This window comes from Paracoccus solventivorans, from assembly GCF_900142875.1.
GTDB lineage: Bacteria > Pseudomonadota > Alphaproteobacteria > Rhodobacterales > Rhodobacteraceae > Paracoccus > Paracoccus solventivorans.
In genome coordinates this window covers 88,197-114,550 of sequence record NZ_FRCK01000009.1, presented here as the reverse complement: position 1 = coordinate 114,550, position 26,354 = coordinate 88,197, and the positions used below count along the sequence as shown (strand labels likewise).

Genomic DNA, 26,354 nt, shown 5'->3' with positions numbered 1-26,354 from the left:
GGCCCCCGGCGGTTCCGCTGCGACGTCTCGGCCGCCGGCAACGTCGAGAGTTAAATAGCTAGCAAACTGTATGCTAGCAGTCAACATGCTGAAGTGGCGGTCTGCGCGTGGTGACCCGCTGCGGGACTCCAAGCCACCGGGGGACAAATATTCCTTGCCGGCGCATAATTCGCTAGCATACATCTGGATCGACATGCACGAAAAGCGGGTGAGGAAAGCCCATCCATGGCCGGCATGGCACGCCTCGCCCGGCGCAGTCCGGCAAGGCATCGGCACATGGACAATTCCAGAAAGGACGGGGCGAAATGCTGCTGAACTTCCGCGAGATCGCCGGCCTGCGGGGCCATGAGGGCCGCAGGATCAAACCGGGAATGATCTTCCGCGGCGGCGCGGTCACCGATCCGGCCGCGGCGCTGCTGATGGGCAACCACCGGGTGACCACGGTCTATGACCTGCGCAACCGTCGGGAAGAGGCCGACCGCCCCTCGGCCCTGCGCGGGCTGGGATTGCGCCATCCGGTCCGCCAGCACGACATCGACCTTGCCGCGCCGATCCGCATGATGCGCGACAGCACCGCCAGCGCCGAAAGCAACCGCGCCGCGATGCTGGGGATCTACGGCGAGCTGCCCCGCCTGTTCCAGCCGACGTTCGAGGCGGTCTTCTCGGACCTGCTGGCCAGCGACGGGCCGATCTACATCCATTGCGCCGTGGGCAAGGACCGCACCGGGGTCATGGTGGCGCTGCTGCTGAGCGCGCTTGGCGTCGGGCGCGAGGCGATCGACGGCGACTATTTGCTCAGCAACGACGCCTATGGCGATATCGCCGCCAGCATCCGCCTGCGCCACCCGCAGCTGTCGACAGCAAAAAATCCCGCGCTGCGCCCGATCATTACAGTTGAAACGGCTTACCTGGACGCCTTCCTGGACCGCATCGAGACGCCCGAGACCTATCTGCGCCAGAAGATCGGCCTGGACGAGGCCGCGCTGACTGCCCTGCGCCGGCGTTTTCTGGACTGAGCCTGCAAGCGGGGGCGGTTGGTCTTTCGGCTGCTGGCCCTCTCAACTCGCGCCGCAGCGCGTGCCACGCCGTATCAGGACGGCACGACCGTATAGCGGCTTTCCATTGTCACCAGATAGTCGGACCGTGCGCCCCTGAAATAGTCCTCGCGGGCATATGCGTGGAAATCATGGGGGAAGAGTCCGGCCGAGCGGATGGTCTCCAGGATCGGCGGCGGCGCGAAGACGACGAAAAACTCGTGATCGAGCGGTTGCCAGACATAGGTTTCCGCGGACTCGAAAGCGACCAGCACATGCGCGTAGCCGAGATCGAAAGACTGCCGACCGGCGTCGTCCAGGCTCAGCCCCGCAAGATGGTGCGGCTCCTGTTGATGCTGACAGCTCCAGAGCTCCGCACGCTCTGCCCCCGCCAGCCTGCCGACCGCCACGATGTCGTCGGGACTCGCCCATTCGGGAAACGGCAGGGCCGCAAGCCCGGCGGCGCCGATCGCCCCGGCGTCGAGTTCGTTCCCGTCCGGGATGAACCGGGTGAAACTGTCCATCTTTTCCCCCTCGCATCCTGCCGCCGCCCTGCGGCCTTCCAGAGGCACGCCGGCGACCTTTTGGGCCGGGATCGCAGCCGGGCAGCAGGTCCGGAAACACTCACCCCTTGATGATCCGCCATTTGGTGCCAAGGGCGCAATATCCGTTCCATCCCAGCCCGGGGGCACCTACTCCTCCTGCCCTCCGCCCGGATCATGGGCCGAGGCTGCTTCCGGCGCCTGCGTTTGATTTCGCCGGTGAGATAGCCTAGCCGTCCAGTGAGGGGACACGCGCCTTCGCTGTGCTGTCCGAACCGTTACGATTGGCCCGAATGAAGCATCGGAGCTGACCCCATGGCCGAAACCCGCCCTGCCCAAGACCTGCCCGGTTCCATGGCGCTTGCCCGGCTGTCTGCTGGCGGCGCCCGGCGCGCCACTGTGCTTCCGATGCTTCGGCCACGGGGCTGAGCATGGATCGCCGCACCGATTACGAAAACCTCGACGAGGCGCTGATCCCCCACCGCCACAGCGGCAATCCGGTCTTGCGCATCGGCCTGCAGACGCAGCTGTTTTTCCCCGGCGGCACCCGGCCGCAGGTGCGGGTCGCGGCGGTCGAGGCGCTGGCCGCCTATGCCCGGCTTGCCGGCCCGCATCTCACCCGCATCCTGCCCAACGGCTCCAAGCGCCTGGCGAACATCGCCCGGGCGGATTTCCCGGAACGGCAGCGCCAGCAGGCAGCCAAAGCTGCGCCCGGCGAGGTGTTCGGGATCACGGTCTGCGAGGATCGGAAGATCCCCCTCTGGCACGCCACCGCCCAGCTGCCCGGGGATTATGCGCCAGAGCTGCTGTCCTATTTCACCGCCGCCACGCCCGCCTCGGCCATCAAGGAAGACCCCGACCGCCATGTTGCCGCCGTGGTGGAATGGGCGTCGATGGTCAGGCCCGATTACGGAACCGCCGGTTTCGCCCTGATTGCAGAGCCGGGAATGGAGCTGCAATGGCCCGATGAAAGCTGGCCGGTCCTGTCGCGATTTTGCGGGCTCGACCATCTCGGCGCGTTCAACCTGAACCGGAAGCCCGGCTGCATCCAGGCGGTGAACTGGCTGACCGTGCTGGGCGAGGCCGCGCTGGCGGCCATCGGCGGGCGCGAGCGGCTTGCCGAACGCCTGTCCCGGGCGTGGTCCGAGATCGCCCCGGCCGCGCCCGGGTTTTCCCTGCATGATTTCGACGGCGGCATCGTCGTCCGCGCCGGGGATCATCCGCAGATGGGCGATCTGCAGCAGGACGGCATCCCCGAAACCTACCAAGCTGTCAGCGCCGCCCTGCGCCCGGTTATCTTCGCCGGATACCGGAACCGCCCCGGCGACCTGCTCAAGCTGCCCGCAAAGCTGGATCGTCACCGCGAGACGATGGGCTGGATCTTTCGCTTCGACGGGGACGATCGCGCCGCAGGGTCCGTATCTGAAATTAGGTGAAAGCTGTGCCGGAGGGACCGAGTGGGGACGGCGTCCTGTCGGCCAGATGCGGGCATAGGTGATGGCGCGGGCTTGCCAGCAGCGTCGAGGATCAGCGTTCCGGGCGCGCTTTAGCAACAGCCCGGCCAGCGCCATCACCGCGCCGCCGGCCCGCCCGCGGACCGGCAGCGCGCCCCGTCCAGCGAGCGCCCCGCCGGCATCGGTTCGCGCCGGGTTCAGACCGGGTCCCAGGTGAACACATCGCCCGACTTGTGCAGCGGGTAGAAGTCGTTGCGGAACATCGGGAACACCCGTTCGGCCACGGCCTCGGGCGTCCAGCCGTCCGAGGTATGGGCGGTGCGGATCGGGCGCGGCTGCGAGAACAGGTAGATTTCGTTGTTGCGCACGCCGAAGATCTGGCCGGTGACCTCGCTGCCCGCGTCCGAGGTCAGCGCCACCACGAAAGGCGCGATCTTTTCGGCGACCAGCTTTTTCAGCCCCTCGACGCGCTTCTTCTGCTCGGGCGTCTCGTCGGGGATCGAGGACACCATGCGCGTCCAGGCGAATGGGGCGACCGCGTTCGAGCGCACGCCGAAACGCTGCATGTCGATGGCGATGGCCTTGGACAGCCCGGCAATGCCCAGCTTGGCGGCGGTATAGTTCGCCTGCCCCAGATTGCCGATCAGCCCCGAGGTCGAGGTCATGTGCACATAGGCGCCCGAGCCCTGTTCCTTGAAATGCGGGGCGGCGGCGCGGCTGACGTTGAAGGTGCCCTTCAGATGCACGGCGACGACGGAATCGAACTCGTCCTGCGACATGCGGTGGAACAGCACGTCGCGCAGGTTGCCGGCGTTGTTCACCACCGCATCGATGCGGCCGAAGGTGTCAAGCGCCGACTGCACCATCGCCTGCGCGCCGTCCCAGTCGGCGACCGAATGACCGTCGGCGATGGCCTGGCCGCCCATGGCCTCGATCTCGGCCACCACCTCCTGCGCCGGGCTGAGGCCGCTTTCCGAGGCGCCGCTCAGCGCCACGCCCAGGTCGTTGACCACCACCGCCGCCCCGGCCCGCGCCATGTCCAGCGCGATGCCGCGCCCGACGCCGCGGCCGGCGCCGGTTACCAGGACCACCTTGCCCTGCATTGCCTTGGTCATGATGGCCCTCTCAGTAGGATTTCGGCAGGCCGAGAACCTTCTCGGCGATGAAGCTGGAGATCAGCTGTTCGGTGATCGGGGCGATGCGGGTCACCGCCACCTCGCGGAACAGCCGCTCGACATGGTATTCCTTGGCATAGCCAAAGCCGCCCATGGTGAAGATGGCGCGTTCGCAGGCCTCATATCCGGCGCGCGCGCCCAGGAACTTGGCGGCGTTCGCCTCGGCCCCGCAGGGTTTGCCGGCGTCGTAAAGCTCGGCCGCCTTCATCGCCATCAGCCAGGCGGATTCCAGATACATCCAGCGTTCGGCCAGCGGGTGCTGGATGGCCTGATTCTGGCCGATGGGGCGGTCGAAGACCACGCGTTCCTTGGCGTATTGGGTGGCCCGGCGCAGCGCGTCCTGGCCGATGCCGATGGCCTCGACCGCGATCAGCACCCGCTCGGGGTTGAGGCTGTCGAGGATGTAGCTGAACCCCCTGCCCTCGTCGCCGATGCGGTGTTCGTCGGGAATGAACAGGTCGTCGATGAAGATGGCGTTCGAATCCACCGCCTTGCGGCCCATCTTGGGGATGCGCTGCACGTCGATCCTGCTGCGGTCGAGATCGGTGTAGAAGATGGTGATGCCGTCGGTCGGGCGCTTGCAATCCTCGAACCTGGTGGTGCGGGTCAGCAGCATGATCTTGTTGGCGACCTGCCCGGTCGAGGTCCAGACCTTCTGCCCGTTCACCCGGTAACCGCCCGGCACCTTTTCGGCGAAAGTCTTGATGCGGGTGGTGTTCAGGCCTGCGTCGGGTTCGGTAAAGCCGAAAGCGACCTGATCCGAGCCCGCGATCAGCCGCGGGATCCATTCGGATTTCTGCTCATGGGTGCCGTGGACCACGATCGGATGCGGCCCGAACAGGTTGATATGCACCGAGGATGTCGCGGCCATGCCGCCGCCGTGACTGGCGACCTCGTGCATCATGATGGCGGCCTCGGTCACGCCCAGCCCGGCGCCGCCGTATTCCTCGGGCATGGTGATGCCCAGCCAGCCGGCGTCAGCCATGGCGCGGTGGTATTCGCGGGGAAACACCCCGTCTTCATCACGCTCCAGCCAGTAATCGGCGTCGAAGCGCGAGGCGACGGCGCGCACGCCCTCGCGGATCGCGGCGCGGGTCTCGGCCAGTTCCTCAGCGGATTTATCGCTACTCTGGGACATGGTTATCCTTTCTGCACACTGGCGAGGGTCCGCCGCGCCTGTTTCAGATGCGGGATGTCGTACATCTTGCCGTCGATGCCGATGGTGCCGAGCCCGGGATCGGCCTCGAAGGCGGCAACGATGCGGGCGGCCAGCGCCAGATCCTCGTCCGAGGGGGCAAAGGCGCGGTTGATCGGCTCGACCTGGGCCGGGTGGATCGCCAGCCGGCCGGCAAAACCGTCGCGCCGCGACACGCCGCAGGCGGCGACCAGCCCGGATTCGTTGCGGAAGTCGGCGTAAAGCGTATCCAGCGCCGGCACCTCGGCCGCGGCGGCCGCCATCAGGCACAGGCTGCGCGCCAGCTGATAGGGCTGCGACCAGTCGCCATCCGCGCCCTTGTTCGAGGTGGCGCCGACCACCGCCGACAGATCCTCGGCCCCCCAGGTCAGCGCCGCCAGCCGCGGATGCGCCGGCGCATAGGAGCCAAGGTTGAACATCGCCTGCGCGGTCTCGGTCGCCACCACGATGATGCGGATGCCGCCCGCCGGCAGACCGGCGCGGGCTTCCAGCGCGTCCAGATAATGGCCCAGCTGCGCGACATCCTGCCCGCCACTGGCCTTGGGCAGGATGATCCCGGCCAGCCCCGGCCGCACCACCGCCGCCAGATCGGCCAGCGTGAGGCCGGTGTCCAGCGCGTTGATGCGGACCCACAGCGCCGGGCCGTCCAGACCCTCGTCCAGCCAGCCGGCCACCATGGCGCGGGCGGCATCCTTGTTGGGCGGGGCCACGCTGTCCTCGAGGTCGAGGATCAGCCCGTCGGCCGCGGTCCCGCGCGCCTTGCGGTATTTCTTTTCGCTGTCGGCGGGGACGAACAGCAGCGATGTCAGCCTCATGACGGGCGCTTCATCATCAGGGCCAAGCGCCTGCATTCGCAGACCACCTCGTCGCGCTGGTTCAGGCCGCGATGCAGAAAGGTGACGATGCCCTGCGTCGGGCGCGATTTGGATTCGCGTCGCGCGATCACCTCGGTCTCGGCGCGGATGGTGTCGCCGGCGAAGACCGGCCGGGGGAACTTGACCTCTTCCCAGCCCAGGTTGCCGATGGTGGTGCCCAGCGTGGTGTCGCCGACCGACAGGCCCACCACCAGCCCTAGCGTGAAGACGCTGTTGACCAGCGGCTTTCCGAACTCGGTCGTCTGGCAATAGTCGTGGTCGATATGGATCGCCGCCGGGTTCATCGTCATCGTCGAGAACTGCATGTTGTCCCAGTCGGTGACCGTGCGGCGCACGTCATGGCGGATGACATCGCCGACCTCGAGCTCTTCGTAATACTTCCCTGCCATGCGCTTTCCCCCTGTTATTCCAGCCGCCCCAGCACCGACACTGCCGCGACCGAGTTCGACGGCTGCCCGCCCAGGTTATGCGTCAGGCCGAAGTCGATATTCGCAAGCTGGCGCGCCCCGGCGCGGCCCTTGAGCTGGGTGTAGACCTCGTAGGCCATGCGCAGCCCCGAGGCGCCGACCGGATGGCCGAAGCACTTGAGCCCGCCGTCGATCTGGCTGGGCAGCCGCCCGCCCGCGTCGAAGGCTCCGTCCAGCACGTCGAACACCGCCCGGCCGTCCTGCGACAGGCCCAGATCCTCCATCGTCACCAGCTCGGTGATCGAGAAACAGTCATGGACTTCGGTCAGGCCCAGATCGGCGGGGGTGATGCCCGCCTCGTCATAGGCGCGGCCGGCGGCGATGCGGGTGTTGCGGACGTAAGAGCCGTCCCATTCGCCATACTGCATCTCCCACCCGTTCGAGGCGCAGACCTGCACCGACTTGACCGAGACCAGCGCGTCTTTCGACAGGCTGCGGGCGATTTCGGGGGTGCAGATGATCGCGGCCGCCGCGCCGTCCGAGACGCCGCAGCAGTCGTAAAGCCCCAGCGGATCGGCGACCATCGGCGCGTTCAGGATCGTTTCCATGGTAACCGCCTTGCGCAGATGCGCCTTGTCGGCATGGACCCCGTTCTGGTGCGATTTCCACGATACATGCGCCATCGCCCGCTTCAGGTCGCCCGCGTCGATGCCGTGGCGCGCCGCATAGGCCCCGGCCAGCTGTGCGAAGGTGCCGGGGGCCGAGCCATAGGGCATCCACAGGTCGTTGACCGATCCCTTGGTGCGGATCGGCAGGCCGCCGAAGCCGGTATCCTTCAGCTTCTCGACGCCCAGCGCCAGCGCAATATCAACCGCCCCCGAGGCGACCGCATAGGTCGCGGCCCGCAGCGCCTCGGTCCCGGTCGCGCACATGTTCTCGACCCGCGTGACCGGCATCGGCGGCAGCCGCAGCGCCGTCGCCAGCGGAATGGCCGAGTTGCCGACGTTCACGTCGTCCAGCGCCGAGCCCAGCCAGGCCGCGCCGATCTGGTCGCGGCTGATGCCGGCGTCGGCCAGCGCCTCGTCGAAGGCTTCGGCCATCAGCATGTCGGAACTCATGTCCCAGCGCTCGCCAAAGCGGGTGCAGCCCATGCCGAGGATGACGGCCTTGTCGCGGATGCCTTGCGCCATGGGTTTACTCCTTTGCTGCAAGCTGCGGACGCGCCAGCGGCGCAGCCTTCCAGAAATAGCTGCGGAACTGGCGCTGCCGGTCGATGGCCTTGATGCGGAACCGCATCCGCAAGGGGGCGCCGACCTGCTGCGCCCCGCCCTCGACGTCGCAATGCTCCATCACCACGCGGGCGCCGTTCTCGAACTGCACCAGGCCGAAGTGGAACGGCGGGTCGGGGGTGAAGTTCAGCCGGTCGGCGGTGATCGAGACCACGCGGGCCGGCTCGTCGCGCAGGATGACGTCCTGATAGGCGCCGGCTTCGTCCAGCCCGGGGTTGACCGGCATCGGGGTCTTGGGGAACTGCACGTTGCCGCCCTGGTCGCGGCCGCCGACAAAGCCGTGCATCTCGCGCCCGTGGCGGGCCAGCACGCTGGCGGAAACCTTCTGGTTCACCTCGGCCCGCGGGCCCCAGTCGAGGTCGATGCCGCCGGTCAGGGACAGCAGGCGGGAATAGCTGGTCAAGGGCACACCCTCGTCCAGCGCTTGGTGCGCCGGGCGATTGTGGGTCTTGGTGGTCACCTCCAGCAGCAGCACGTCGCAGCCATTGCCGCAGCCCACCAGCAGCACGATCTGGCCCGGCTCGGCCTGCTCCAGCGCCAGCGCCAGCCCGAACAGCGGCGCGGCGGTGCCCAGCTCGCCGGCTTCGGGGGCCAGCCGGTCAATGACATTTGGCGCCGACAGGCCCAGCTTGCGGGCGGCGGCGGCATAAAGCCCCGACACCGGTTCGGGCACCACGGCCAGCGCGACATCCTCGGCCCGCAGCCCGGCCTCGGCCAGCGCGGCCTTGGCGGCTGGGATCAGCGCCTCGGACAGCATCACGTCGCGGGTGAACCGCTCTTCGGCGGCATAGGGAAGCCCGCGCGCGACCGAGGTATAGCTGTCGAGCAGGTCGAGATTGACCCGCCCCGCGCCCCGCAGCCGCGCAATGCCCGGCCCGTCGCCGACGACGACCGCCCCCGCGCCGTCGCCCCAGCTCAGGTTCGCGGCGCTGCCGGGTTGGGTGGCACGCTTTTCGCCGGCAGCGATCAGCTCGACCCCCTCGGGGCCGCGCAGGGCGCGCAGCAGGGCCGACACGGCGGACCGGCGGCAGTTGGCCAGATCGACGGTTTCCGCATCGCGCGGCAGATTCAGCGCCTCGGACAGCAGCACCGACTGCGAGCGGTCGGAAAAGGCGGCCGAGGTCGAGGCGAACACCACCCGCGCCACCGGCCCCTGCGCGGGCGCAAGCGCCTCGCGCGCGGCCTCGACCGCCTGGGTCAGCGCATCCTCGTCCCAGCCGGCGACCGTGCGCCGCCCCTTGCCGTTGCCGCCCAACCCCGCCCAGGAGAGTTCCGCCCGCGCGGCCTTCCGCTCGAATCGCAGCAGTGGCAGGTAAGCGCCGGTGCTTTGGATAGATCTGTTGGCCATGCCCTCTCCTCCGATGCAAGGGGAGTATGCACTACTGCATACTATACGCAAGCTAAACATTATGCTTGAACTATATCCTTTGCATTATAATATGCTTGCAGTCAAAGGCTCGACCGGCACCGCTGCCGCACATGAAAACTTGCAGACAGGACAATGAAATGGAGTGGAGTTGGACCGAAGCCGACAGCGACCGACTGGTCGCCTGGCTCAAGGCCCGCCAGCTGGTGCCGCCAGACGGACGGCCGGTGCTGAAGATCATCGGCGAAGGCCATTCCAACATCACCACCCTGGTCGAGCTGGGCGATTCGCGGCTGATCCTGCGCCACCAGCCAGTCATCCGCGCCAATGCGCCGGACGTGCTGCGCGAGGCGCGCCATATCGCCAAGCTTAACACGGCGGGGGCGCTGGCGCCGCGTGTGCTGGCGATGGCCGAAGCGGGCGAGGCGCTGGCGGTGCCGCTTTACGTGATGGAGCATGTCCCCGGCATCGTGGTGTCCGGCGACCTGCCGGAACCGCTGCGCCGGGACCCCCGCGGCATGGCCCATGCGATGATCGACGCGCTGGCCGATCTGCACGGCATCGACGCCGCGCGGATCACCTCGCGCCCGCTGGACGACCCCGAGGCCAACCGCACCCATTTCGCCATGATGCGCGGCCTGATCGCCCAGCTTGACGGGCACGAGGGCGCGGCGCTGCGCGCCATGGCGCAGCAATTGGACGACCGCGTGCCCGACGCCGCCCGGCAATGCGTGGTCCACAGCGATTTCCGGCTGGGCAACCTGATGTGGGCCCCGGACCTGCCGCCCCGGCTGGTGACCGTGCTGGACTGGGAGCTGAGCACCACGGGGGACCCGCGGCTGGACCTGGGCTATTTCATGATCGCCTATCCCGCCCCCGGGATCACCCGCACCCCGTTGCAGGATCTGGGACGGGCGCTTTACCAGGCGGACTTTCCGCCGATTTCAGAGCTGATGGCCCGCTATGCCGGGCGCACCGGGCGGGCGCTGGCGGATCTGCACTGGTTCGCCGCCTTCGCCGCCTGGAAGACGGCGGTGTTCTATGTCCTGTCGCGGCAGCGCGGCGAGGATCGCTATTACGACGACGACGCCCATTGCCGCGCCTTCCTGGGGGCCAGCGCCGATCACCTGGCACGTCGGGACAAGTGACGAGAGACGAATGGACATCGAAGCATTGCGTCATTTCCGGTTCGACGAGATCCGGCAGAGCTATTCGAAAAAGGATACCATCCTTTACGCGCTGGGTCTGGGCTACGGCAGCGACCCGCTGAACCCCGACGAGCTGCGCTTCACCTATGAACAGGACCTGCACGCCGTCCCTTCGATGGTCAATATCCTGGCCCATCCGGGGTTTTGGGTGCAGCGGCCGGAACTGAAGCTGAACTGGCGCAAGCTGCTGCACGCCGAGCAGCGCTTCGACATTCTGCGCCCCCTGCCCCCCGAGGGCGAGCTGAGCGCGACCTATCGCGTGACCGGCGTCGTCGACCGCGGCGCGGCCAAAGGGGCGTGGCTTTATCAGCGCAAGGATCTGAGCGATGCGGCGGGCCGGCCGGTCGCGCAGGTCAGCTCGACCTATCTGCTGCGCGGCGACGGCGGCTGCGGCATGTTCGGCACCGCCGAGCCGGAACTGCCGCCACTGCCGCAACGGCGCGCCGATCATGTGCTGCGCCAGCCCACCCTGCCGCAACAGGCGCTGCTGTATCGGCTGAGCGGGGACATGAACCCGCTGCACGCCAGCCCAGAGGTGGCGCGGCAGGCCGGGTTCGACCGGCCGATCCTGCACGGGTTGTGCACCATGGGCATCGCCTGTCGGGCGCTGATCTCGGTGCTGTGCCCCGGCGCGCCCGAGCGGCTGCGGCATCTGTCGCTGCGGTTTTCGCATCGGGTCTACCCCGGCGAGACGATCCAGACCGAGGTCTTCGATCTTGGCGCCGGCGAGATCCGCTTCCGCTCGCGGGTGGTCGAGCGCGACGTGATCGTGCTGGATCGCGGCCGCGCCGAGCTGGCGCCGGCAACCGCCCCCGCCCCCGATGAGATGGCGGCGTCCCCGGGCTGATCCGGTCGGGACGCCAACCAGCGCCGTTCGGGCTGCGAAAACCATCCCCCCGGACGACACCGGCGCGCCCGCTACCAAGACCGGGCGCGCCTGATTTCGCGCCGGACACCGCTCGCCTAAGTTCGATAGTGATTTTTATGCAAGCATACCATGCTCAACATATATAAGTCGCTTGGTTACTATAATCTTTGCATGTAACGTCCCCTTCGTGCGCCGAGCTTCGGCACACCACAGATTGGGAGGAGACTACATGTTCGGAAACTACCGATCCCCCGCCGCGGTCGCGGTGGGCATGGCTGCTGCATCCTTGGCCGTGGCGGGCAGCGCCCAGGCCGAAACGCTGACGCAGCTCGAGGCGCGCATCGCCGCGCTGGAAGCGAAAGAGCAGGAACCGGTCCAGGTGACCAACCGCTATGGCATGGCCCTGTCGTTCTACGGCACGGTCAAGGTCGATGCGGTGATGGATAACAATTACGGTCTGGGCAACACGATCGGGGGTATCGCGCAGATCCTCGACGGCACTGCCGAGGAGAGCGATCAAAAGATCCACGCCTTCCAGTCCCGCTTCGGCTTCCGCGGTGAACAGGACACCGAATACGGCAAGCTGCGCTTCAACGTCGAGGGCGACTTCTTCGGCGGCGGCGGCGGCACGTTCCGACTGCGGCACGCCTATGGGCAGATTGGCGGCTGGACCATCGGTCAGACCTGGTCGACGTTTTCGGTGCTGGGTGAAGCCCCGGCGGTCTGGGACTTCAACGGCCCCGCCGGTCCGGCCAGCTTCCGCGTGCCGCTGGTCCGCTATTCGCATGATTTCGGCAACGGCAGCAACATCACCGCCTCGATCGAGGAAGACTATGTCAGCTGGGGCGACCGCCCGGCCTTTGCCGTCGCGGCCAGCCACAGCTTCGATCAGGGCAGCGTCCGCGTTGCCTATATCAACCGCAAGCTCGACTACGCCGGCGGCACCGTCACCGGCTGGGGTGCGAATGTCGGCGCGACGTACAAGCCGTGGGAAGGCGGGCTGATTCAGGCCAGCTATACCCGCGGTGAAGGGATCTCGTCGATCCTGGGCTTCAGCGGCTATGCCGGTCAGCAGGCCGGTGCCGGCGCTCCGACCTTCTTCGACGTCGACACCAATGGCGACGCGATCGAAATGGACGGCCTCAGCCTTGCGGTCAGCCACAAGATCCGGCCGGATCTGTCGGTGCTCGCGGCCTATGGCCGGCAGAGCTACGATTCCTTCGCCGGCGCACGCGCCACCGATACCGACAAGCTGGAAACGGTGAACATCGGCGGCAAATACAACCTGACGGAAAACTTTGCCGTCGGCGGCGAGGTCATCTGGGCGAACCGGACGCAATTCGACGGCGCGGAAGTGGACAACACCCGCTTGCATCTGGGCGCGACTTTCGACTTCTGACCCCCACCCACGGGGACGAGCCGGAGCCGGCTCGTCCCAGACTGCAATCCGCTTCCCTGATCCCGATACAAGGATGAATAGGATGTCCGAGGCCCGTTACCTGCACAAGCTGGACCCCGCACTGGCCATGTTGGCGCGTGCCGAGGACGATCTGCGCCACCGCCCTGCGCCGGGGGGGCAGATGCGCGATTCGCTGTTCTGGCAGGTGAGCCTGGCCGAGGAAAAGCTCTGCCTGCAGATCTATTTCTTCGCGACCGAGGACGGCAATGCCGGCTGCAACATCTGCCTGTGGGGCGAGGGCATCGCGCCGGCGGTGGTGGATTTCCATTCGGGCAGCATCCCCGACGACTGCGACTTCTCGGCCATCGACCTGGCGGGGCTGGTGGTGCGGCAGGATATCGCGGCCCAGCGCTCGACCCTCTCCTACGACGGCGCGCGGCTGAAGCTGAGCTTCAGCTTTGCCGCGCTGCACGACGCCTTCAGCTATCACGCCAATGCCGACGGGCTGCCCGGCTGGATGGCCACGAACCGCATCGAGCAAAGCGGGGTCCTGCAGGGCTGGCTGGAGATCGACGGGCGCCGCGTGTCGCTGGACGGGCGGATCGGGCACCGGGACCATTCCTGGGGTCTGCGGGAATGGGCGATGCCGCAGCACTGGAAATGGCTGGCGGCCTATACCCCTGACGGCGCCATCACCATGAACGGCTGGATCTGGATCGCGGGGGGCGAGCGCGGCGTGGCCGGCTACGTGGCCCGCGACGGCAAGGTCAGCCCGATCACCGCGATCCGGGACCGCACCGAATACGACGCCGAGATGATGCAGCAATCCGCGACCATGAGCATCGACTATGGGGCCGCGCAGCCGCTGGAGCTGCGGCTGGAGACGTTTTCGGCGATTCGCTTCCCCAGCTCGAAGCGCAACCCGATCACGATCACCGAGGCGGGCTGCGCCGCGACGCTGGACGGCATCCCCGGATCGGGGCAGTTCGAGACCCACTGGCCGACGCCGTATCTGGACTATCTGCGCCAGCGCAAGCAGGCGTCCGCGGGCTGAGCGCCGGCAGGCTCTCCGCGCGGGACGGCCGCCGTGTGCGGAAAGCTGGCGCCGGGGTCAGCCCCGGCCGCGCAGGGCGGCGATCCTTGCCTGGATTTCCACCGCAGTTACCTGGGAATTGAGGGCGATCGCGGTCTCACGCTCCAGCGCCAGCGCCTGGTCGATGGGCAGCCCCGCGCCGTTCCGCAGCAGCGCCTTGTAGGCTTCGACCCCGCCCGCAGGGGCCGCGAGGCTTTGCCGGGCAAGGTCGAGCGCGGTCGGCAGCAGCGCCTCGGGCGGCACCAGATGGTTGATCAGCCCCCAGTCCAGCGCCTCCTGATCGGACAGGAACCGCGCCGTCACCGCCATTTCCGTGGCGCGGGCCATGCCGATCCGCTCGGCAAGCCGGACCGAGCCGCCCCAGCCCGGCAACAGCCCCACCCGGCTGTGGGTATCGGCAAAGCGTGCGCCCTGTGCCGCGACCAGCAGGTCGCAGGCCAGCGCCAGTTCCAGCCCGCCGGTCACGCACAGCCCGTTGATCGCCCCGATCACCGGCCCGGAAAACCCCCGCAGCGCCGCCACCGGATCATGCAGCCATGCGCCCGCGGCGGCGGCCCCGGCGCTGTCCCATTCCGAGACCTCGAGCCCCGCGGAAAACGCCCGCCCGGTCCCGGTCAGGATCAGCACCCGCACCGCCGGATCCGCCTCGAGCAGCGCCACCGCGGCGACAAGCGCCTTGCGCAGCGAAACCGACAGGGTGTTGAGCCGCTCCGGCCGGTTCAGGCGCAGAACCGCCCAACCCTCGTCGGAAATCTCCGTCAAAAGCTCAGAGCCGGACATGAGGCCCCCTATATTCATGCAAGCTGACAATACGCTTGCATTGCAAATGGGCAAGCCTTGGAATCAAAGATCCTCGCCGGCCAGATCGTCCTCGCCGACGTTGTTCCCATGCAGCTCTTGCATGATGTTGGTTTTCATCTTCGCCAGCACCTCTTCGGCCGTGCGGATGGCCTCCTTGGGAATATCCTTCAGGATCAGTGCGTTGAGTTCCTGGCTGACGCTTTGCATCTGCCGCAGCGTGGCCCGGCCCGCCTCGGTCACCACCACCCGTTTCGCGCGGCGGTCGTTCGGGCAGGGCATCCGGCGCACGAAGCCCCCGGCCTCGAGCCGGTCGATCAGCCCGCCGACGGTGACCTTGCCCACGTCCAGCACATTCGCCAGCTCGGTCTGCAACATGCCCTGTTCGCCCAGGGTCTTTTCCGACCGGCCCAGCTGCGCCAGCACCCACCATTGCGAACGGGTCACCCCCAGCGGCTTCATCTTCTGGTCGAACAGGGTGCGCCGCAGGCGTGAAACGTCATGCACGAAATAGCCGATCCGCAGATCGCTGCTGGCGCGGCCGGACTTGTCGATGATGCCGGTGGTGTTGTCGTTCATGGCGAAGCCCTTGTCATGGAAATATGCTGTTGCCTGTCTGCGAAAGCCGGAGTCTCGATCAGGTTCAAGATCACATGATATCCAAGCTTATGTTGTGCTACCAGCACCAACGCACTACAAGCCGGCAATATGGTTCGCTTGCGCAATGTATCGTAGCACTTCAAGCGGCGCGGCGGTACCGGGGAGGGTGCGCAACATGCTTTTCACCGAAGAACAACAGGCTGTCCGCGACATGGCCGTGCGCTTTGCGCGCGAGACGCTGCAACCCGGCTATCTCGCCCGTGAAAAACAGGGCGGGCTGGATCGCGACCTGATCCGCGAGCTGGGCCGGCTGGGCTTTCTGGGCGCCGACCTGCCCGAGGATCTGGGTGGGCTGGGCACCGATTCGATCATGGTCGGGCTGATCGCCGAGGCGATGGGTTACGGCGATTTCTCGATCAGCCAGGTGCCGGTGAACGTGTCTCTGAACGCGGCGATCCTGCTGCGCCACGCGCCGCGCGCCATCGTCGAGGAATGGGTGCCGCAGATGGTCCGCGGCGAAAAGATCATGTCGATCTGCCTGACCGAGCCGCGGGGCGGCTCGGACGCGGCCAACATCCAGCTGCGGGCGCGCAAGCGCGGCTCGGACTATGTGCTGACCGGGGAAAAGACCTCGATCACCTTCGCGACCGAGGCGGATATTCATTTGGTCTTCGCCCGCACCGGCCCACCCGACAGCGGCGCACGCGGAATCTCGGCCTTCTTCATCCCCGAAGGCGTGGCGGGGATCGCCACCACCAGCTTTGACGACGTGGGCTGCCGGCAGATCGCCCGCGGCTCGGTGTTCTTCGAGGATGTGGTGGTGCCGGCCGACTACATGCTGGGCGACGAGGGCGGCGGGTTTTCCCAGGTCATGCAGGGGTTCGACTATTCCCGCGCCCTGATCGCGCTGGAATGCTGCGGCGCCGCGCAGGCCTCGCTGGACGAGGCCTGGGACTATGCCCGCACGCGCGAGGCTTTCGGGCGGCCCATCGGGCAGTTCCAGAACGTGTCCGGGCCGCTGGCCGACCACGACACGCTGGTCGCGGCGGCGCGGCAACTGGCCTGGCACACGCTGCAACTGCGCGAGGCCGGCAGGGACCACACCGCCGAGGCCGCGATGTGCAAATGGTTCGGCCCCAAGGTCGCCTTTGACGCCATCCACCAGGCGCTGCTGACCGAGGGGCATTACGGCTATGTCACCGACAGCGCGCATCAGCAGCGGATGCGCGACGTGCTGGGCCTGCAGATCGGCGACGGCACCGCCGGGGTGATGAAGCAGATCATCGCGCGCAGCCGCATCGGCCGCGCCGCGGTCCAGTACTGAGCTTCTCACCCCCCGTTCCGGCGGCTTCCGCCGGCCGAATCCCCCTTTACCGTAGGCGCCCATATGGTATGCTAGATTACTAATAAGTTGGAGGGGGAAAAAGTCCATGCTGCCCAATCGCGCCATCTACGACGATGAACACCAGCAGCTGCGCGACACCGTGCGCCGCTTTGTTGCGGCCGAGGTTGCCCCGAACTTCGCCCGTTGGGAAGAGACCGGCATCGTCGCGCGCGAGTTCTGGGCCAAGGCAGGCGAGGCCGGGCTGCTCTGCCCCACCGTCCCCGAGGAATACGGCGGCATCGGCGCCGATTTCCGCATGAACATGGTGGTCTGCGAGGAAATGGCCTATTCCGGCTTTGCCGGACCCGCCGCCGACATCTCGGTGCACTCCGACGTCTGCCTGGGCTATCTGATCAAGCACGGCACCCCCGAACAAAAGGCGCGCTGGCTGCCGGGCATGGTGGACGGCTCGGTTGTCTGCGCCATCGCCATGACCGAACCGGGCACCGGCTCGGACCTGCAGGGCGTGCGCACCACCGCGGTCCGCGACGGCGACCACTATGTGATCAACGGGCAGAAGACCTTCATCTCGAACGGACAGCATTGCGACATCGTGATCGCAGTCACCCGCACCAATGCCGAGCGCGGCTCGGGCTCGATGAGCCTGATCGTGGTCGAGACCGACCGCGAGGGCTTCCGCCGCGGCCGCAATCTCGACAAGCTGGGGCAGCTTTCGGCCGACACCTCCGAGATCTTCTTCGACGACGTGCGGGTTCCGGTGGACAACCTGCTGGGCGGCGAGGGCCGCGGCATGAACATCCTGATGTCGGAACTGCCGCAGGAACGGCTGACCATCGGCGTCACCGCCCTGGCGGCGGCGCAGCGCGCCTATGACATCACCCTGGCCTATGCGTTCGAGCGCAAGGCCTTCGGCAAGCCGATCGGCGATTTCCAGGTCAACCGCCACAAGCTGGCCGACATGAAGACGGAACTGACCATCGGCTGGGCCTTTGCCGACCAGTGCATCGCGCGCCATGTCGACGACCAGCTGAGCGCCGCCGAGGCCTCGATGGCCAAGCTGTGGCTGACCGAGATGCAGGGCCGCATCGTGGACCAATGCCTGCAACTGCACGGCGGCTACGGCTTCATGCGCGAATACGACATCTGCCGCATGTATGCCGACGCCCGCATCCACCGCATCTATGGTGGCACCTCGGAAATCATGCGCGAGCTGATCTCGCGGGCGCTGTAGCCGCGACGCGAACGGGTAATTGACATGATGATAAACTAGAATACGATACTCTATAGAAACAAATAGCGGCCGCTTTTGGTCCAGCATGGAATGGATGACGCATGACGATCCGCTATCCCGACATCCTGGACTATGGATTTCCGCCGGGGCGGCAGAGCTATGGACCGCGGGACTGCATCCTCTATGCGCTTGGCACCGGCTTCGGCCGCGACCCGCTGGACCCCGAGCTGCTGCGCTATGTCTATGAAAAGGAGCTGCGGGTCTCGCCCACCCTCGCCTCGGTCCTGGGCGAGAATACCGATTGGAGCAACGATCCCCGGCTGGGGCTGACCACCAGCGGCCTGCTGCATGGCGAAGAGCATCTGGTCCTGCACCGCCCGCTGCCGGCCGCGGGCGAGATCCGTTGCCGGACCCGCTTCAGCGAGGTTTTCGACCTGGGGGCGGAACGCGGCGCGCTGCTGGTGATGGATCGCCGGATCGAGACTGCGGCGGGCGAGCTGCTGGCCGAGCTGCGCCGGATCGAGTTCGCCCGCGCCGATGGCGGCTTTGGCGGGCCCGCGCCGGGCCAGGGTCGGGTCGAGCTGCCGCCGCTGGCCGCCATGCCCGACCGGGACCCCGACCAGCGCGTGGTTCTGGACATCGACCCGGCGGCGCCGCTGATCTATCGGCTGTCCGGCGATCTGGTCGCGATCCATGTCGACCCCGCTGCGGCCCGCCACGCCGGGTTCGACCGTCCGATCCTGCACGGCCTGTCCACATTCGGCTTTTGCTGCCAAGCGGTGCTGGCGGCGGCGGCGGATTACGACGGCGCGCGGCTTGCCCGCATCGGCGCCCGCTTTGCTGCACCGGTCTTCGGCGGCGACCGGCTGGTCGTCAGCCTGTGGATCGACGGGTCGCAGGTGCGGTTCCAGGCCGAGGTTCCCGACCGCCAGGCCACGGTGATCCGCGGCGGCTATGCCGAGCTGCGCGCGCCGGGCGCGACCTGACAGGCCCCGCGGCGCCCCATTGATATTCCAGAGGAGGAGAATGGAATGAAACTTGCAGCAGCCGCCCTGTCGGCAGCGGCGCTTTCGGCGGCAGCCGGAGCCGCCTGGGCGCAGGACACGGTCAAGATCGGCGCGCTGATGATCGACAGCGGGCCGCTGGCCGCGTTCTACCAGTATTCGGTGGCCGGGCTGGAAACCGCGGTGGTCGAGATCAACGAGGCCGGCGGCATCAACGGCCGCCCGGTCGAGCTGGTCTCGATGACCTATTCGGGCACGCCCGAGGCCGCCCTGCAGACCGCCACGCGCCTGGTCAAGAACGACAAGGTCGCCGCCGTCACCGGCATGATCCCCACCGCGGTGGCGCTGGCGATCGCAGGCCGGGCCACGGCGCTGGACACGATCATCATCGACCCGCTTTCGGCGGCGGGCACGCGCTGCAACCAGAATTATTTCCGAGTCAAGGCATCCAGCGAGATGCTGGGGGCGACCTACAAGGCGTTCCTGCAGCAGAACCCGCTGGAATCCTGGGACATCATCGCTGGGGACACCACCTCGGGCCACGACAATGCCGAATCCTTCGCCGAGGACGTGCAGGAACTGGGCGGCGAGGTCCGCAAGCAGCTGTTCACCCCGGTGCCCACCCCCGACTTCGGCACCTATATCACGCAGCTGAACCAGGAGCCGGCCAAGGGGCTGCTGGCGATCGTCTATGGCGCGGACGGCGTGACCTTTGCCAAGCAGCAACAGCAGTTTGGCCTGCTGGACAAGTACGAGGTCGTGCTGGGCAACAACTTCGCCATTCCCGCCGTGCTGCCGGCGATGGGGGAGGCCGCGCTCGGCGTGATCCAGAACGTCACCTATGTCCCGCAGGTCGAGGGCGACGGGCCGCGCAAGTTCGCGGACGCCTTTGAAAAAATCGCGGGGCACGAGCCGGACGACGTGGCGTTCGACATGTATACCTCGATGATCGCGCTGGCGCAGGCGATGAACAAGGCCGGCACCCAAGAGTCCGCGGCGGTGTCCAAGGCGCTGGAAGGGCTGGTGATCGACAGCCCCGTCGGCCCGCTGGAGATCCGCGCCGAGGATCACCAGATGACCCGGCCCTATATCTTTGCCGAGGTGGTGGCCGCCGCCCCCGACAGCGGCAAGACCGTGGACTATCAGATCAAGTCGATCATCCCGGCTGCGGACTACATGCCGCCGCCATCGCCGGAATGCACGATGTGAGAACCCGAAAGCCCCGCCCTCGCGCGGGGCTTTTCCATCGGGACCTGGGCCGGGCGCTGCGAAAAGCATGGTGACGTGCAAGTATGCTTCATAGCAATATGCGAGGTAAAATACCGCGCCCGGCCGTGATCGAGCGATAAGCCCGGGGGTTCCACGCCAGGCCGCGCAACGGCGATCGGGACCTGCCCTCAGCCTGTTCCTGCCAAGGCTTCCGTTCTGAGGGCAGGCAGCGGCGTCAGAACATCTTCATCCGCATCCCGCCGTCGATATGGATGGTCTGGCCGACCGCATACGCGAACTCGCCCGAGGCCATGGTGGCGACGACCTTTCCGATTTCGTCAAGCTCCCCCCAGCGCCCGGCCGGGACGAAGCCCTCGGCGATCAGCCGGTCGTATTTCTCGCGGCTGGTCGAGGTCATGGGGGTCTGCATCATGCCGGGGCGGATCTCGAAACAGTCGATGTTCTGGGGCGCCAGGCGGGCGGCGAAATGCTGGACCATATGCGCCAGCCCCGCCTTGGACATCGAATATTCCGCCAGCACCCTGCCCACGACGTGATCGACGGCCACCGTGGTGATCGTGACGATCGCCCGGCGGCGCGCGGACGGCGCCGCCAGCATGTGCCGCGCCACCGCCTGCGTCAGGAAGAACTGCGCCCGCAGGTTCACCGCGATGCAGCGGTCGAAGCTTTCCGGGGTCACCTCCAGCAGGTCGCCCCGCGACAGCACCGAGACGCCGGCATTGTTCACCAGCACGTCGAGCCCACCCATCCGCGCCGCCACCCCGGCGACATAGCCGGGCAGATGCGCGACCTGCGCGATGTCCTGCGCCATGATCTCGACGCGCACGCCCAGGGCGCGCAACTCTGCCGCCAGCGCCTCGAGCCGTTCCGACGGCTCGAGGTCGTTCAGCACCAGATCATGCCCGCGCCCGGCCAGCGCCCGGGCGATCGCCGCGCCCAGGCCGCCGCCGGCGCCGGTGACCAGCGCGACCGACGCCGTGCCCATGCTAGGCGACCACCGAGTTGCGGACCGGGCGCGCCCAGGCGGTCTCGGCCAGCTCGCCCGCCCGGATCATGTCGGCCAGCAGGTTCTTCTGGATCTTGCCGGTGGCGGTCATGGGGTAGCTCTGGACGAAGAACCACTTCTCGGGGGTCTTCTGCGGCGACAGGTTCTTGCGGCAATAGGCGTAAAGCTCCTCGGCCGTGGGGCAGTCGTCGCCAGCGCAGGGCAGCACCACGGCCGCCACGATCTCGCCCCAGGTATCATCCGGCAGGCCCAGCACCGCCACCTGCGAAACCTGGGGATGGTCGAAGATCACCTCTTCGATTTCCTTGGGATAAAGGTTCATCCCGCCCCGGATGATCATCTCCTTGAGGCGCCCGGCGATGCGCATATAGCCGTTTTCGTCCATCGTGCACAGGTCGCCGGTGCGCAGCCACCCGTCCGGGGTCAGCGCCGCCGCCGACGCCTCGGGCTGGCCGTAATATCCCTTCATGGTGCCGAAGCCCCGCATCCACAATTCCCCGACCGTGCCGACGGGGACCGTCTCCAGCGTCTCGAGATCGACGATCTTGACCTCGACATGGGGGACCGGGCGGCCGATGGTCTCGGACTGCAACTCGACCGGATCGGTGGTCAGCGTCTCGATGAAGGGGCCGTTGCTTTCGGTCTGGCCGAACATGATGGCGAAATCGACGCCGAACTCTTTCTTTGCGCGATGGACCAGCGCCGCCGGCACCGCCGCCGCCCCCGACAGGATCGAGCGGAAGCTGCTGACGTCGCGGGTCTTCATGTCCGGGTGGTTCAGCAGCGCCAGGATCATGGTGGGCACGATCAGCGAACAGTTCACACCCTCGGCCTCGATCAGCTCAAGAAACAGCCCGGGGTCGAACTGCTGCATCAGCACAAAGGTGCCGTGGCGGCTGAAGGTGCCGATGGCGGACACGATGCCGCCGCCGATATGGAACATCGGCATCGAGTTGATCCAGACCCCGCCGACGGGGAAATCGGCGCGCTCGACGATCAGCCGGGCCGAGTTGATGACCCCGCGGTGATGCAGGCAGGCGCCCTTGGGGAAGCCGGTGGTGCCCGAGGTGTACTGGATCTGCATGATCTCGCCGGGGTCCAGCCGCGGCAGTTCGCGGTCGGGGCGGCCCTCGGCCTTGAGCCGGTCCAGATCGGTGATGCAGATGGCATGGACCAGATGCGGGATGCTGGCCTGCACCGTCTCGATCATCGGGCGCAGCGCCTTGCCGCGCGAGGTCTCGGCAAAGACGATGCCCTTGGCCTCGGCGTTGCGCAGGATGAACTCGAGCTCGCGTTCGGTATAGGCGGGGTTCACGGGGACGATGACCAGCCCGGCCATGCAGATGGCGTGCTGGAAGATCACCCATTCCGGCGTTTCCGGGGCGATGATGCCCACCTTGTCGCCGGGGGTGAAGCGTTCAAGCAGCCCGCGCGCCACCGCGGCCGCTTCGTCGACCAGCTGCCGGTAGGTCCAGCGCCGGCGCCGGGTCGGGTCCGCGATCCCTTCCACCAGCGCGATGCGGTCGGGGTGGTCCTTGGCATTCCACTGCATCAGTTCGGGGACGGTCATGTCCCACAGCGGCTCTCCGGGCTCGGCCGGAAAATAGGACATGGTGAACTTGTGGCTCTGGGACATTCCTGGCTTCCTCCCTCGCATTCCGCCGGCTCCTCTCCGGCACTGGAATGCTTGTGTGCGTTGCGGTCGTTGGCGGCAGGACGGCGGCCGCCCTGCCGCAGGGGCCCCTAGGCCGCCGAGATCCCGCCATTGCAGCTGATCGCCTGGCCGGTGATCTTGGCCGCCTGCGGGCTGGCCAGGAACACGATCAGCGCCGCCATGTCGGCGGGGGTGACGACGCCCAGCTGCGCCATCTTGATCGCCTTGCCGAACAGCTTGCTGGAAAACTCGGCCGCCATGACCTGCTGATAGGTGGCGGTGCCCTCGATGATCGAGGGGGTGACGATGTTGACGCGGATGCCGTTGCGCTTGGCCTCGATCGCCATGGTGCGGCTGAACATGATGATCCCGGCCATGGCGGCGCCGATCACCGATTCGCCCGGCGTGGTCAGCTTGCCTGCGTCCGAGGCGATGTTGACGATGGCGCCGCCGCCCTTTTCGCTCATCCACGGCAGGACGATGCGGCTGGTCAGCAGCGGCGCCATCATCTGCTTGAGCACGATGTCCTGCAACTGCTCGACCGGGATCTTGTGCAGCAGCGTTGGCCCATAGGGCCCGACGGTCGAGTTCACCAGGATATCGACCGAGCCGAAGGCCGCCCGCGCCGCCTCGCAGACAGCATTCGCCTGATCGGCCTCGTTGCAGTCGCCCTGAAGGAACTCGACATGCACCCCCGGCTGGCGGGAAAGGACCGCATCCCGCGCCGCCTGGCCGCGTTCGGCGTTGCGTCCGACGATGGCGATGCGGGGCACCCCGGCCTCGGCCAGCTGGCAGGCGGTTTCCAGCCCGACCCCCGAGGTGCCGCCGGTTATCAGCGCGCTCGCCTGTTCAAAGGGGATGGGTGTGCGCCTGATCGCCTCGGTCATGTCTGTCTCCTCCCAGATTCGCCGCATAGGGTTACCATATGCTAGCGTAGTTTGCTTTGGTGAAAAAACCCGCCCCCATCCGCAGGGGGCGGGTTCGTGCCAGGCAGTCAGGCCGCCCGCGCCTTTGCATCCAGCGCCTCGACCATCGCTTCCAGCCGAACGTTCAGCAGTTCGTCCTTGTAGAAGGATTCGTCGGCCACGTCGCCTTCGAAGAACAGCGCCTGGCGGCCATGGCGCTTGGCGCTGTCGGCGATCAGGAATTGCGAGTTGGTCATGCCCCGGCAGGTGCGCGCGGCGTGCATCACCATCCCGTCGATCTTGAACTTGTCGCAGATCCGCTCGATCTCGCCGATCATGATCGGGGCGCCGTGGTTGTTGGGGCAGATCAGATAGTTCTGCGCCATCCCCAGCACCGGGTTTTCCAGGTCGATCAACTCGGGTTCCTGCCAGAAGGACATATGCGTATAGCGGCCGGCGACGACGCAGGCATTCACGGCGGCGAACTTGTCGGCCAGCCAGCCGACCTTGTTCCAGTTCATCATCCCGTCGAAGAACAGCCGGTATTTCTCGTCCTTCACGGCGCCCTCGCCGCGGGCGATCCGCTCCTTGCACTCGGCCAGTACGCCCTCGAAATAGGTGACGATGTTCTGGTCTCCGGGCAGGAAGTTGACCGGGGCGATCGACACGATCCAGTCGAAGAACGAGGCCGGCGAGGGCTGCGCGGTGCACAGGTCCATCGCTTCCAGCCGCAGCTGCGCGGCCTTCTTGATGTAGCCCATGACCTCGGACAGGCGGTCGAAGTCGAACTTGCGGCCGGTATGCTCCTCCATGAACTTCGTCATCGCGACCAGCTGGTCGGCCACATAGCGCGAGCGTTCGTGCCATTCCTCGCCGCGCAGATAGCCGGCATCGGGACGCCCGCCCCACAGAAGCGGGATCGAGATCGTCATCATCGGGACCTTCTTGCCGAACAGCCGATAGGTGATGTCGTCCCATTGCTGCCCCGACGAGCAATAAGGATAGGCGTTGATGATCATGTCCGGCGGCGGCAGCTTCAGCAGCGTTTCTATGCGCGGATCGTCGGGCGCCATGTCCGAGGTGCCGGATTTCACCTTGTCCAGCTCGATCAGCAGCTGGCCGATATGGGTGCGGGCATAGGAGCAAAGCTCGCGGTCGTAGCCCTTCTGGTCGCCGCGCGCCTGCGCCGTCACCTCGCGGTGCTTGGCCGACAGCATCGCCGACCAGGCCTCGCCATGGACCCAGGCCACGTCATGGGCGTGGAAGAAGGGCGGGATATAGGTGCCGTTGTACCAGACCACCTTCTTGCCCTGCTCTTTCGCGGCGAAAAGGCTTTCCCAATAGTCGTTGACCAGCTTGCCACCGAAGCGCGTGGCCTTCAGGCGGTTCGCCCGCTCGCCGTTGCCGAAGACCGGGCCGGCCTTGGAACGTTCCTGCGTTTCTGCAACCATCTGCATCCTTCTGTCCTCCGGTTCATCTGCGCCGCGTCATGCGGCCATCCGTCGCCTTGCAATCTCGATGAAGGTTTCGACGCGCGTCTTCAGCGCCTCCATCGGCATTTCCTCGTGTTCGGTCTCGACCAGCAGATGCGGGATGCCGTTGCGGTCGAAGGCGTCCTTGATCTCGGGATAGAAATACATGTGCGGCTCGCAGAACTTGGCCATCAGCACGATCAGCCCCTGCGCCCCCGATGCGCGGACGTTGCGCAGCAGATAGTCTTCCCAGTCCAGCGACTTCACCGCGCGGGTCGGACAGGGAACCTTGGTCGAGCGCAGCTGATACCAGTCCGCCAGCGCTTCGACCGGATCGCCGGTTTCCGCGACATCCCAGAACACGAAGCGGAACCCGTGATAGAGGTCGTCGTCGACCACCACCCCCCCGCATTCCTCGACCAGATCCAGCACCGGCAACTTGGGCGCGTGGCAAAGATGCCCCGACAGGAACACCCGCACCGCATCCGCGGGCGGCCCGCGCCGTTCCAGTCCCGGCACCAGCTTTTCCAGCAGCGCCGTATGCTGCGCGCGGTCCATCACCATCGAGGATTTGACGACATCCTGCATCTGGCGGCCGGTCAGCGCGATCTGCCCAGCCCGGCGCAGGTCGTAAAGCTGGCGGATCAATGCGCGATTGCGGTTGAACAGGCGGATGGATGCCTGCACCTGCGTCGGCGTGATGGGCTGGCCGATCAGCGCCTCCAGCTCTTTCCACAGCTGCGAAAAGGTGCGCGTGGTCTCGGCCTTGGCCCATTCCGCATCGAGGATCGAGCACAGCTGGTTGAACAGGATCGGCAGCTTGGGCAGGCTGGCGCGGATCACATCGGCAGTGCCCAGCAGCTGCACGCAGTGATCCCCGAACAGGATCGCGTCCAGCACCTCGAACTCGCCCCGCAGCGCCTGGTCGATGATCGAGCGGTTGTAGCCGCAGTAGAAGTTGAACACCTGCGCCTGGCCGACGGTGACCGGCTCGTCATCCTCTTGCAGGATGACCGGCAGCGCGCCGGCGGCGTGGGCCAGCTCTCCGGGGAAATGCATCGGGAACAGGCCGATCACGCGGCCCTGCGTCTCTTGCTTCCATTGGCGCGCATAACCCAGGGGGTCAGCGGCCACGGCAGCCATGGTTGCCAGGATCTCGTCCATCGCTCCTCCTCATCGCGCCGCCTCGGGGCAGCCACGATTC

The 26,354-nt window shown here is 67.0% G+C and carries 24 protein-coding genes; 10 read left to right on the top strand and 14 right to left on the bottom strand.

What is annotated here, in order from left to right; all coding sequences use genetic code 11:
• Window positions 1–305 precede the first annotated feature (305 nt).
• A complete protein-coding gene (locus BUB57_RS13210) occupies window positions 306–1,016 on the top strand; it encodes a tyrosine-protein phosphatase (RefSeq protein WP_073067792.1) in 711 nt (236 codons plus the stop codon).
• Between the two features lie 74 nt (window positions 1,017–1,090).
• Here the strand turns inward: BUB57_RS13210 and BUB57_RS13205 are convergent, their stop codons facing one another.
• The gene (locus BUB57_RS13205; RefSeq protein WP_073067790.1) at window positions 1,091–1,558 is read right to left on the bottom strand and encodes a hypothetical protein; all 468 of its coding nucleotides are present in this window, start codon (window positions 1,556–1,558) and stop codon (window positions 1,091–1,093) included.
• Between the two features lie 449 nt (window positions 1,559–2,007).
• On the opposite strand from BUB57_RS13205, the gene BUB57_RS13200 reads away from it, so the two are divergent.
• The gene (locus tag BUB57_RS13200; protein ID WP_073067788.1) at window positions 2,008–3,012 is read left to right on the top strand and encodes a type VI immunity family protein; all 1,005 of its coding nucleotides are present in this window, start codon (window positions 2,008–2,010) and stop codon (window positions 3,010–3,012) included.
• Between the two features lie 215 nt (window positions 3,013–3,227).
• On the opposite strand, the gene BUB57_RS13195 is transcribed toward BUB57_RS13200, so the two are convergent.
• The 6 genes from BUB57_RS13195 to BUB57_RS13170 are packed head-to-tail and all read right to left on the bottom strand — an operon-like array spanning window position 3,228 to window position 9,319.
• Entirely contained in the window at window positions 3,228–4,145 is a 918-nt protein-coding gene (locus BUB57_RS13195) for an SDR family NAD(P)-dependent oxidoreductase (RefSeq protein WP_073067786.1), read from the bottom strand.
• 10 nt (window positions 4,146–4,155) lie between these two features.
• Complete coding sequence (locus BUB57_RS13190) at window positions 4,156–5,343, bottom strand: acyl-CoA dehydrogenase family protein (protein WP_073067783.1); 1,188 nt, start codon at window positions 5,341–5,343, stop codon at window positions 4,156–4,158.
• Window positions 5,344–5,345: 2 nt separating this feature from the next.
• Window positions 5,346–6,215, bottom strand: coding sequence for an HpcH/HpaI aldolase/citrate lyase family protein (locus BUB57_RS13185; RefSeq protein WP_073067781.1), 870 nt, complete (start codon window positions 6,213–6,215; stop codon window positions 5,346–5,348).
• On the bottom strand, window positions 6,212–6,664 hold the full coding sequence (locus BUB57_RS13180) for a MaoC family dehydratase (RefSeq protein WP_073067779.1): 453 nt from the start codon (window positions 6,662–6,664) through the stop codon (window positions 6,212–6,214). Before BUB57_RS13180 ends, BUB57_RS13185 begins: the two co-directional genes overlap by 4 nt.
• Before the next feature lie 14 nt (window positions 6,665–6,678).
• Complete coding sequence (locus BUB57_RS13175; RefSeq protein ID WP_073067777.1) at window positions 6,679–7,872, bottom strand: acetyl-CoA acetyltransferase; 1,194 nt, start codon at window positions 7,870–7,872, stop codon at window positions 6,679–6,681.
• A gap of 4 nt (window positions 7,873–7,876) precedes the next feature.
• The gene (locus BUB57_RS13170; RefSeq protein WP_073067775.1) at window positions 7,877–9,319 is read right to left on the bottom strand and encodes an OB-fold domain-containing protein; all 1,443 of its coding nucleotides are present in this window, start codon (window positions 9,317–9,319) and stop codon (window positions 7,877–7,879) included.
• Window positions 9,320–9,477: 158 nt separating this feature from the next.
• Here BUB57_RS13170 and BUB57_RS13165 point away from each other — a divergent pair, with 158 nt between their 5' ends.
• The 4 genes from BUB57_RS13165 to BUB57_RS13150 all read left to right on the top strand — a co-directional run bounded on the left by BUB57_RS13165 (window position 9,478) and on the right by BUB57_RS13150 (window position 13,866).
• The gene (locus BUB57_RS13165) at window positions 9,478–10,485 is read left to right on the top strand and encodes a phosphotransferase family protein (protein WP_073067773.1); all 1,008 of its coding nucleotides are present in this window, start codon (window positions 9,478–9,480) and stop codon (window positions 10,483–10,485) included.
• Window positions 10,486–10,495: 10 nt separating this feature from the next.
• On the top strand, window positions 10,496–11,392 hold the full coding sequence (locus BUB57_RS13160; protein ID WP_073067771.1) for a MaoC/PaaZ C-terminal domain-containing protein: 897 nt from the start codon (window positions 10,496–10,498) through the stop codon (window positions 11,390–11,392).
• A gap of 307 nt (window positions 11,393–11,699) precedes the next feature.
• Complete coding sequence (locus tag BUB57_RS13155; protein WP_159435576.1) at window positions 11,700–12,812, top strand: DcaP family trimeric outer membrane transporter; 1,113 nt, start codon at window positions 11,700–11,702, stop codon at window positions 12,810–12,812.
• An 82-nt stretch (window positions 12,813–12,894) separates the two neighbouring features.
• Window positions 12,895–13,866, top strand: coding sequence for a DUF7064 domain-containing protein (locus BUB57_RS13150; protein WP_073067767.1), 972 nt, complete (start codon window positions 12,895–12,897; stop codon window positions 13,864–13,866).
• 57 nt (window positions 13,867–13,923) lie between these two features.
• Here the strand turns inward: BUB57_RS13150 and BUB57_RS13145 are convergent, their stop codons facing one another.
• Complete coding sequence (locus tag BUB57_RS13145; RefSeq protein ID WP_084732146.1) at window positions 13,924–14,685, bottom strand: enoyl-CoA hydratase-related protein; 762 nt, start codon at window positions 14,683–14,685, stop codon at window positions 13,924–13,926.
• Window positions 14,686–14,748: 63 nt separating this feature from the next.
• Window positions 14,749–15,282, bottom strand: coding sequence for a MarR family winged helix-turn-helix transcriptional regulator (locus tag BUB57_RS13140; RefSeq protein ID WP_073067762.1), 534 nt, complete (start codon window positions 15,280–15,282; stop codon window positions 14,749–14,751).
• 196 nt (window positions 15,283–15,478) lie between these two features.
• Between BUB57_RS13140 and BUB57_RS13135 the strand changes: the two genes are divergently transcribed.
• From BUB57_RS13135 to BUB57_RS13120, 4 genes are all read left to right on the top strand, one after another.
• Window positions 15,479–16,627, top strand: a complete 1,149-nt coding sequence (locus BUB57_RS13135) for an acyl-CoA dehydrogenase family protein (RefSeq protein WP_073067850.1) — start codon at window positions 15,479–15,481, stop codon at window positions 16,625–16,627.
• A gap of 106 nt (window positions 16,628–16,733) precedes the next feature.
• Window positions 16,734–17,879, top strand: a complete 1,146-nt coding sequence (locus tag BUB57_RS13130) for an acyl-CoA dehydrogenase family protein (protein WP_073067760.1) — start codon at window positions 16,734–16,736, stop codon at window positions 17,877–17,879.
• Between the two features lie 101 nt (window positions 17,880–17,980).
• Window positions 17,981–18,865, top strand: coding sequence for a MaoC/PaaZ C-terminal domain-containing protein (locus BUB57_RS13125; RefSeq protein WP_073067758.1), 885 nt, complete (start codon window positions 17,981–17,983; stop codon window positions 18,863–18,865).
• A 45-nt stretch (window positions 18,866–18,910) separates the two neighbouring features.
• Window positions 18,911–20,092, top strand: coding sequence for an ABC transporter substrate-binding protein (locus BUB57_RS13120; protein ID WP_073067756.1), 1,182 nt, complete (start codon window positions 18,911–18,913; stop codon window positions 20,090–20,092).
• A gap of 235 nt (window positions 20,093–20,327) precedes the next feature.
• On the opposite strand, the gene BUB57_RS13115 is transcribed toward BUB57_RS13120, so the two are convergent.
• The 5 genes from BUB57_RS13115 to BUB57_RS13095 all read right to left on the bottom strand — a co-directional run bounded on the left by BUB57_RS13115 (window position 20,328) and on the right by BUB57_RS13095 (window position 26,314).
• Window positions 20,328–21,098, bottom strand: a complete 771-nt coding sequence (locus BUB57_RS13115) for a 3-ketoacyl-ACP reductase (RefSeq protein ID WP_073067753.1) — start codon at window positions 21,096–21,098, stop codon at window positions 20,328–20,330.
• Window position 21,099: 1 nt separating this feature from the next.
• Window positions 21,100–22,755, bottom strand: a complete 1,656-nt coding sequence (locus tag BUB57_RS13110; protein WP_073067751.1) for a class I adenylate-forming enzyme family protein — start codon at window positions 22,753–22,755, stop codon at window positions 21,100–21,102.
• Between the two features lie 107 nt (window positions 22,756–22,862).
• Window positions 22,863–23,660, bottom strand: a complete 798-nt coding sequence (locus BUB57_RS13105) for an SDR family NAD(P)-dependent oxidoreductase (protein ID WP_073067749.1) — start codon at window positions 23,658–23,660, stop codon at window positions 22,863–22,865.
• A 107-nt stretch (window positions 23,661–23,767) separates the two neighbouring features.
• The gene (locus tag BUB57_RS13100) at window positions 23,768–25,135 is read right to left on the bottom strand and encodes a 2-hydroxyacyl-CoA dehydratase subunit D (protein ID WP_084732144.1); all 1,368 of its coding nucleotides are present in this window, start codon (window positions 25,133–25,135) and stop codon (window positions 23,768–23,770) included.
• 30 nt (window positions 25,136–25,165) lie between these two features.
• The gene (locus BUB57_RS13095; protein WP_073067747.1) at window positions 25,166–26,314 is read right to left on the bottom strand and encodes a 2-hydroxyacyl-CoA dehydratase subunit D; all 1,149 of its coding nucleotides are present in this window, start codon (window positions 26,312–26,314) and stop codon (window positions 25,166–25,168) included.
• Window positions 26,315–26,354 lie beyond the last annotated feature (40 nt).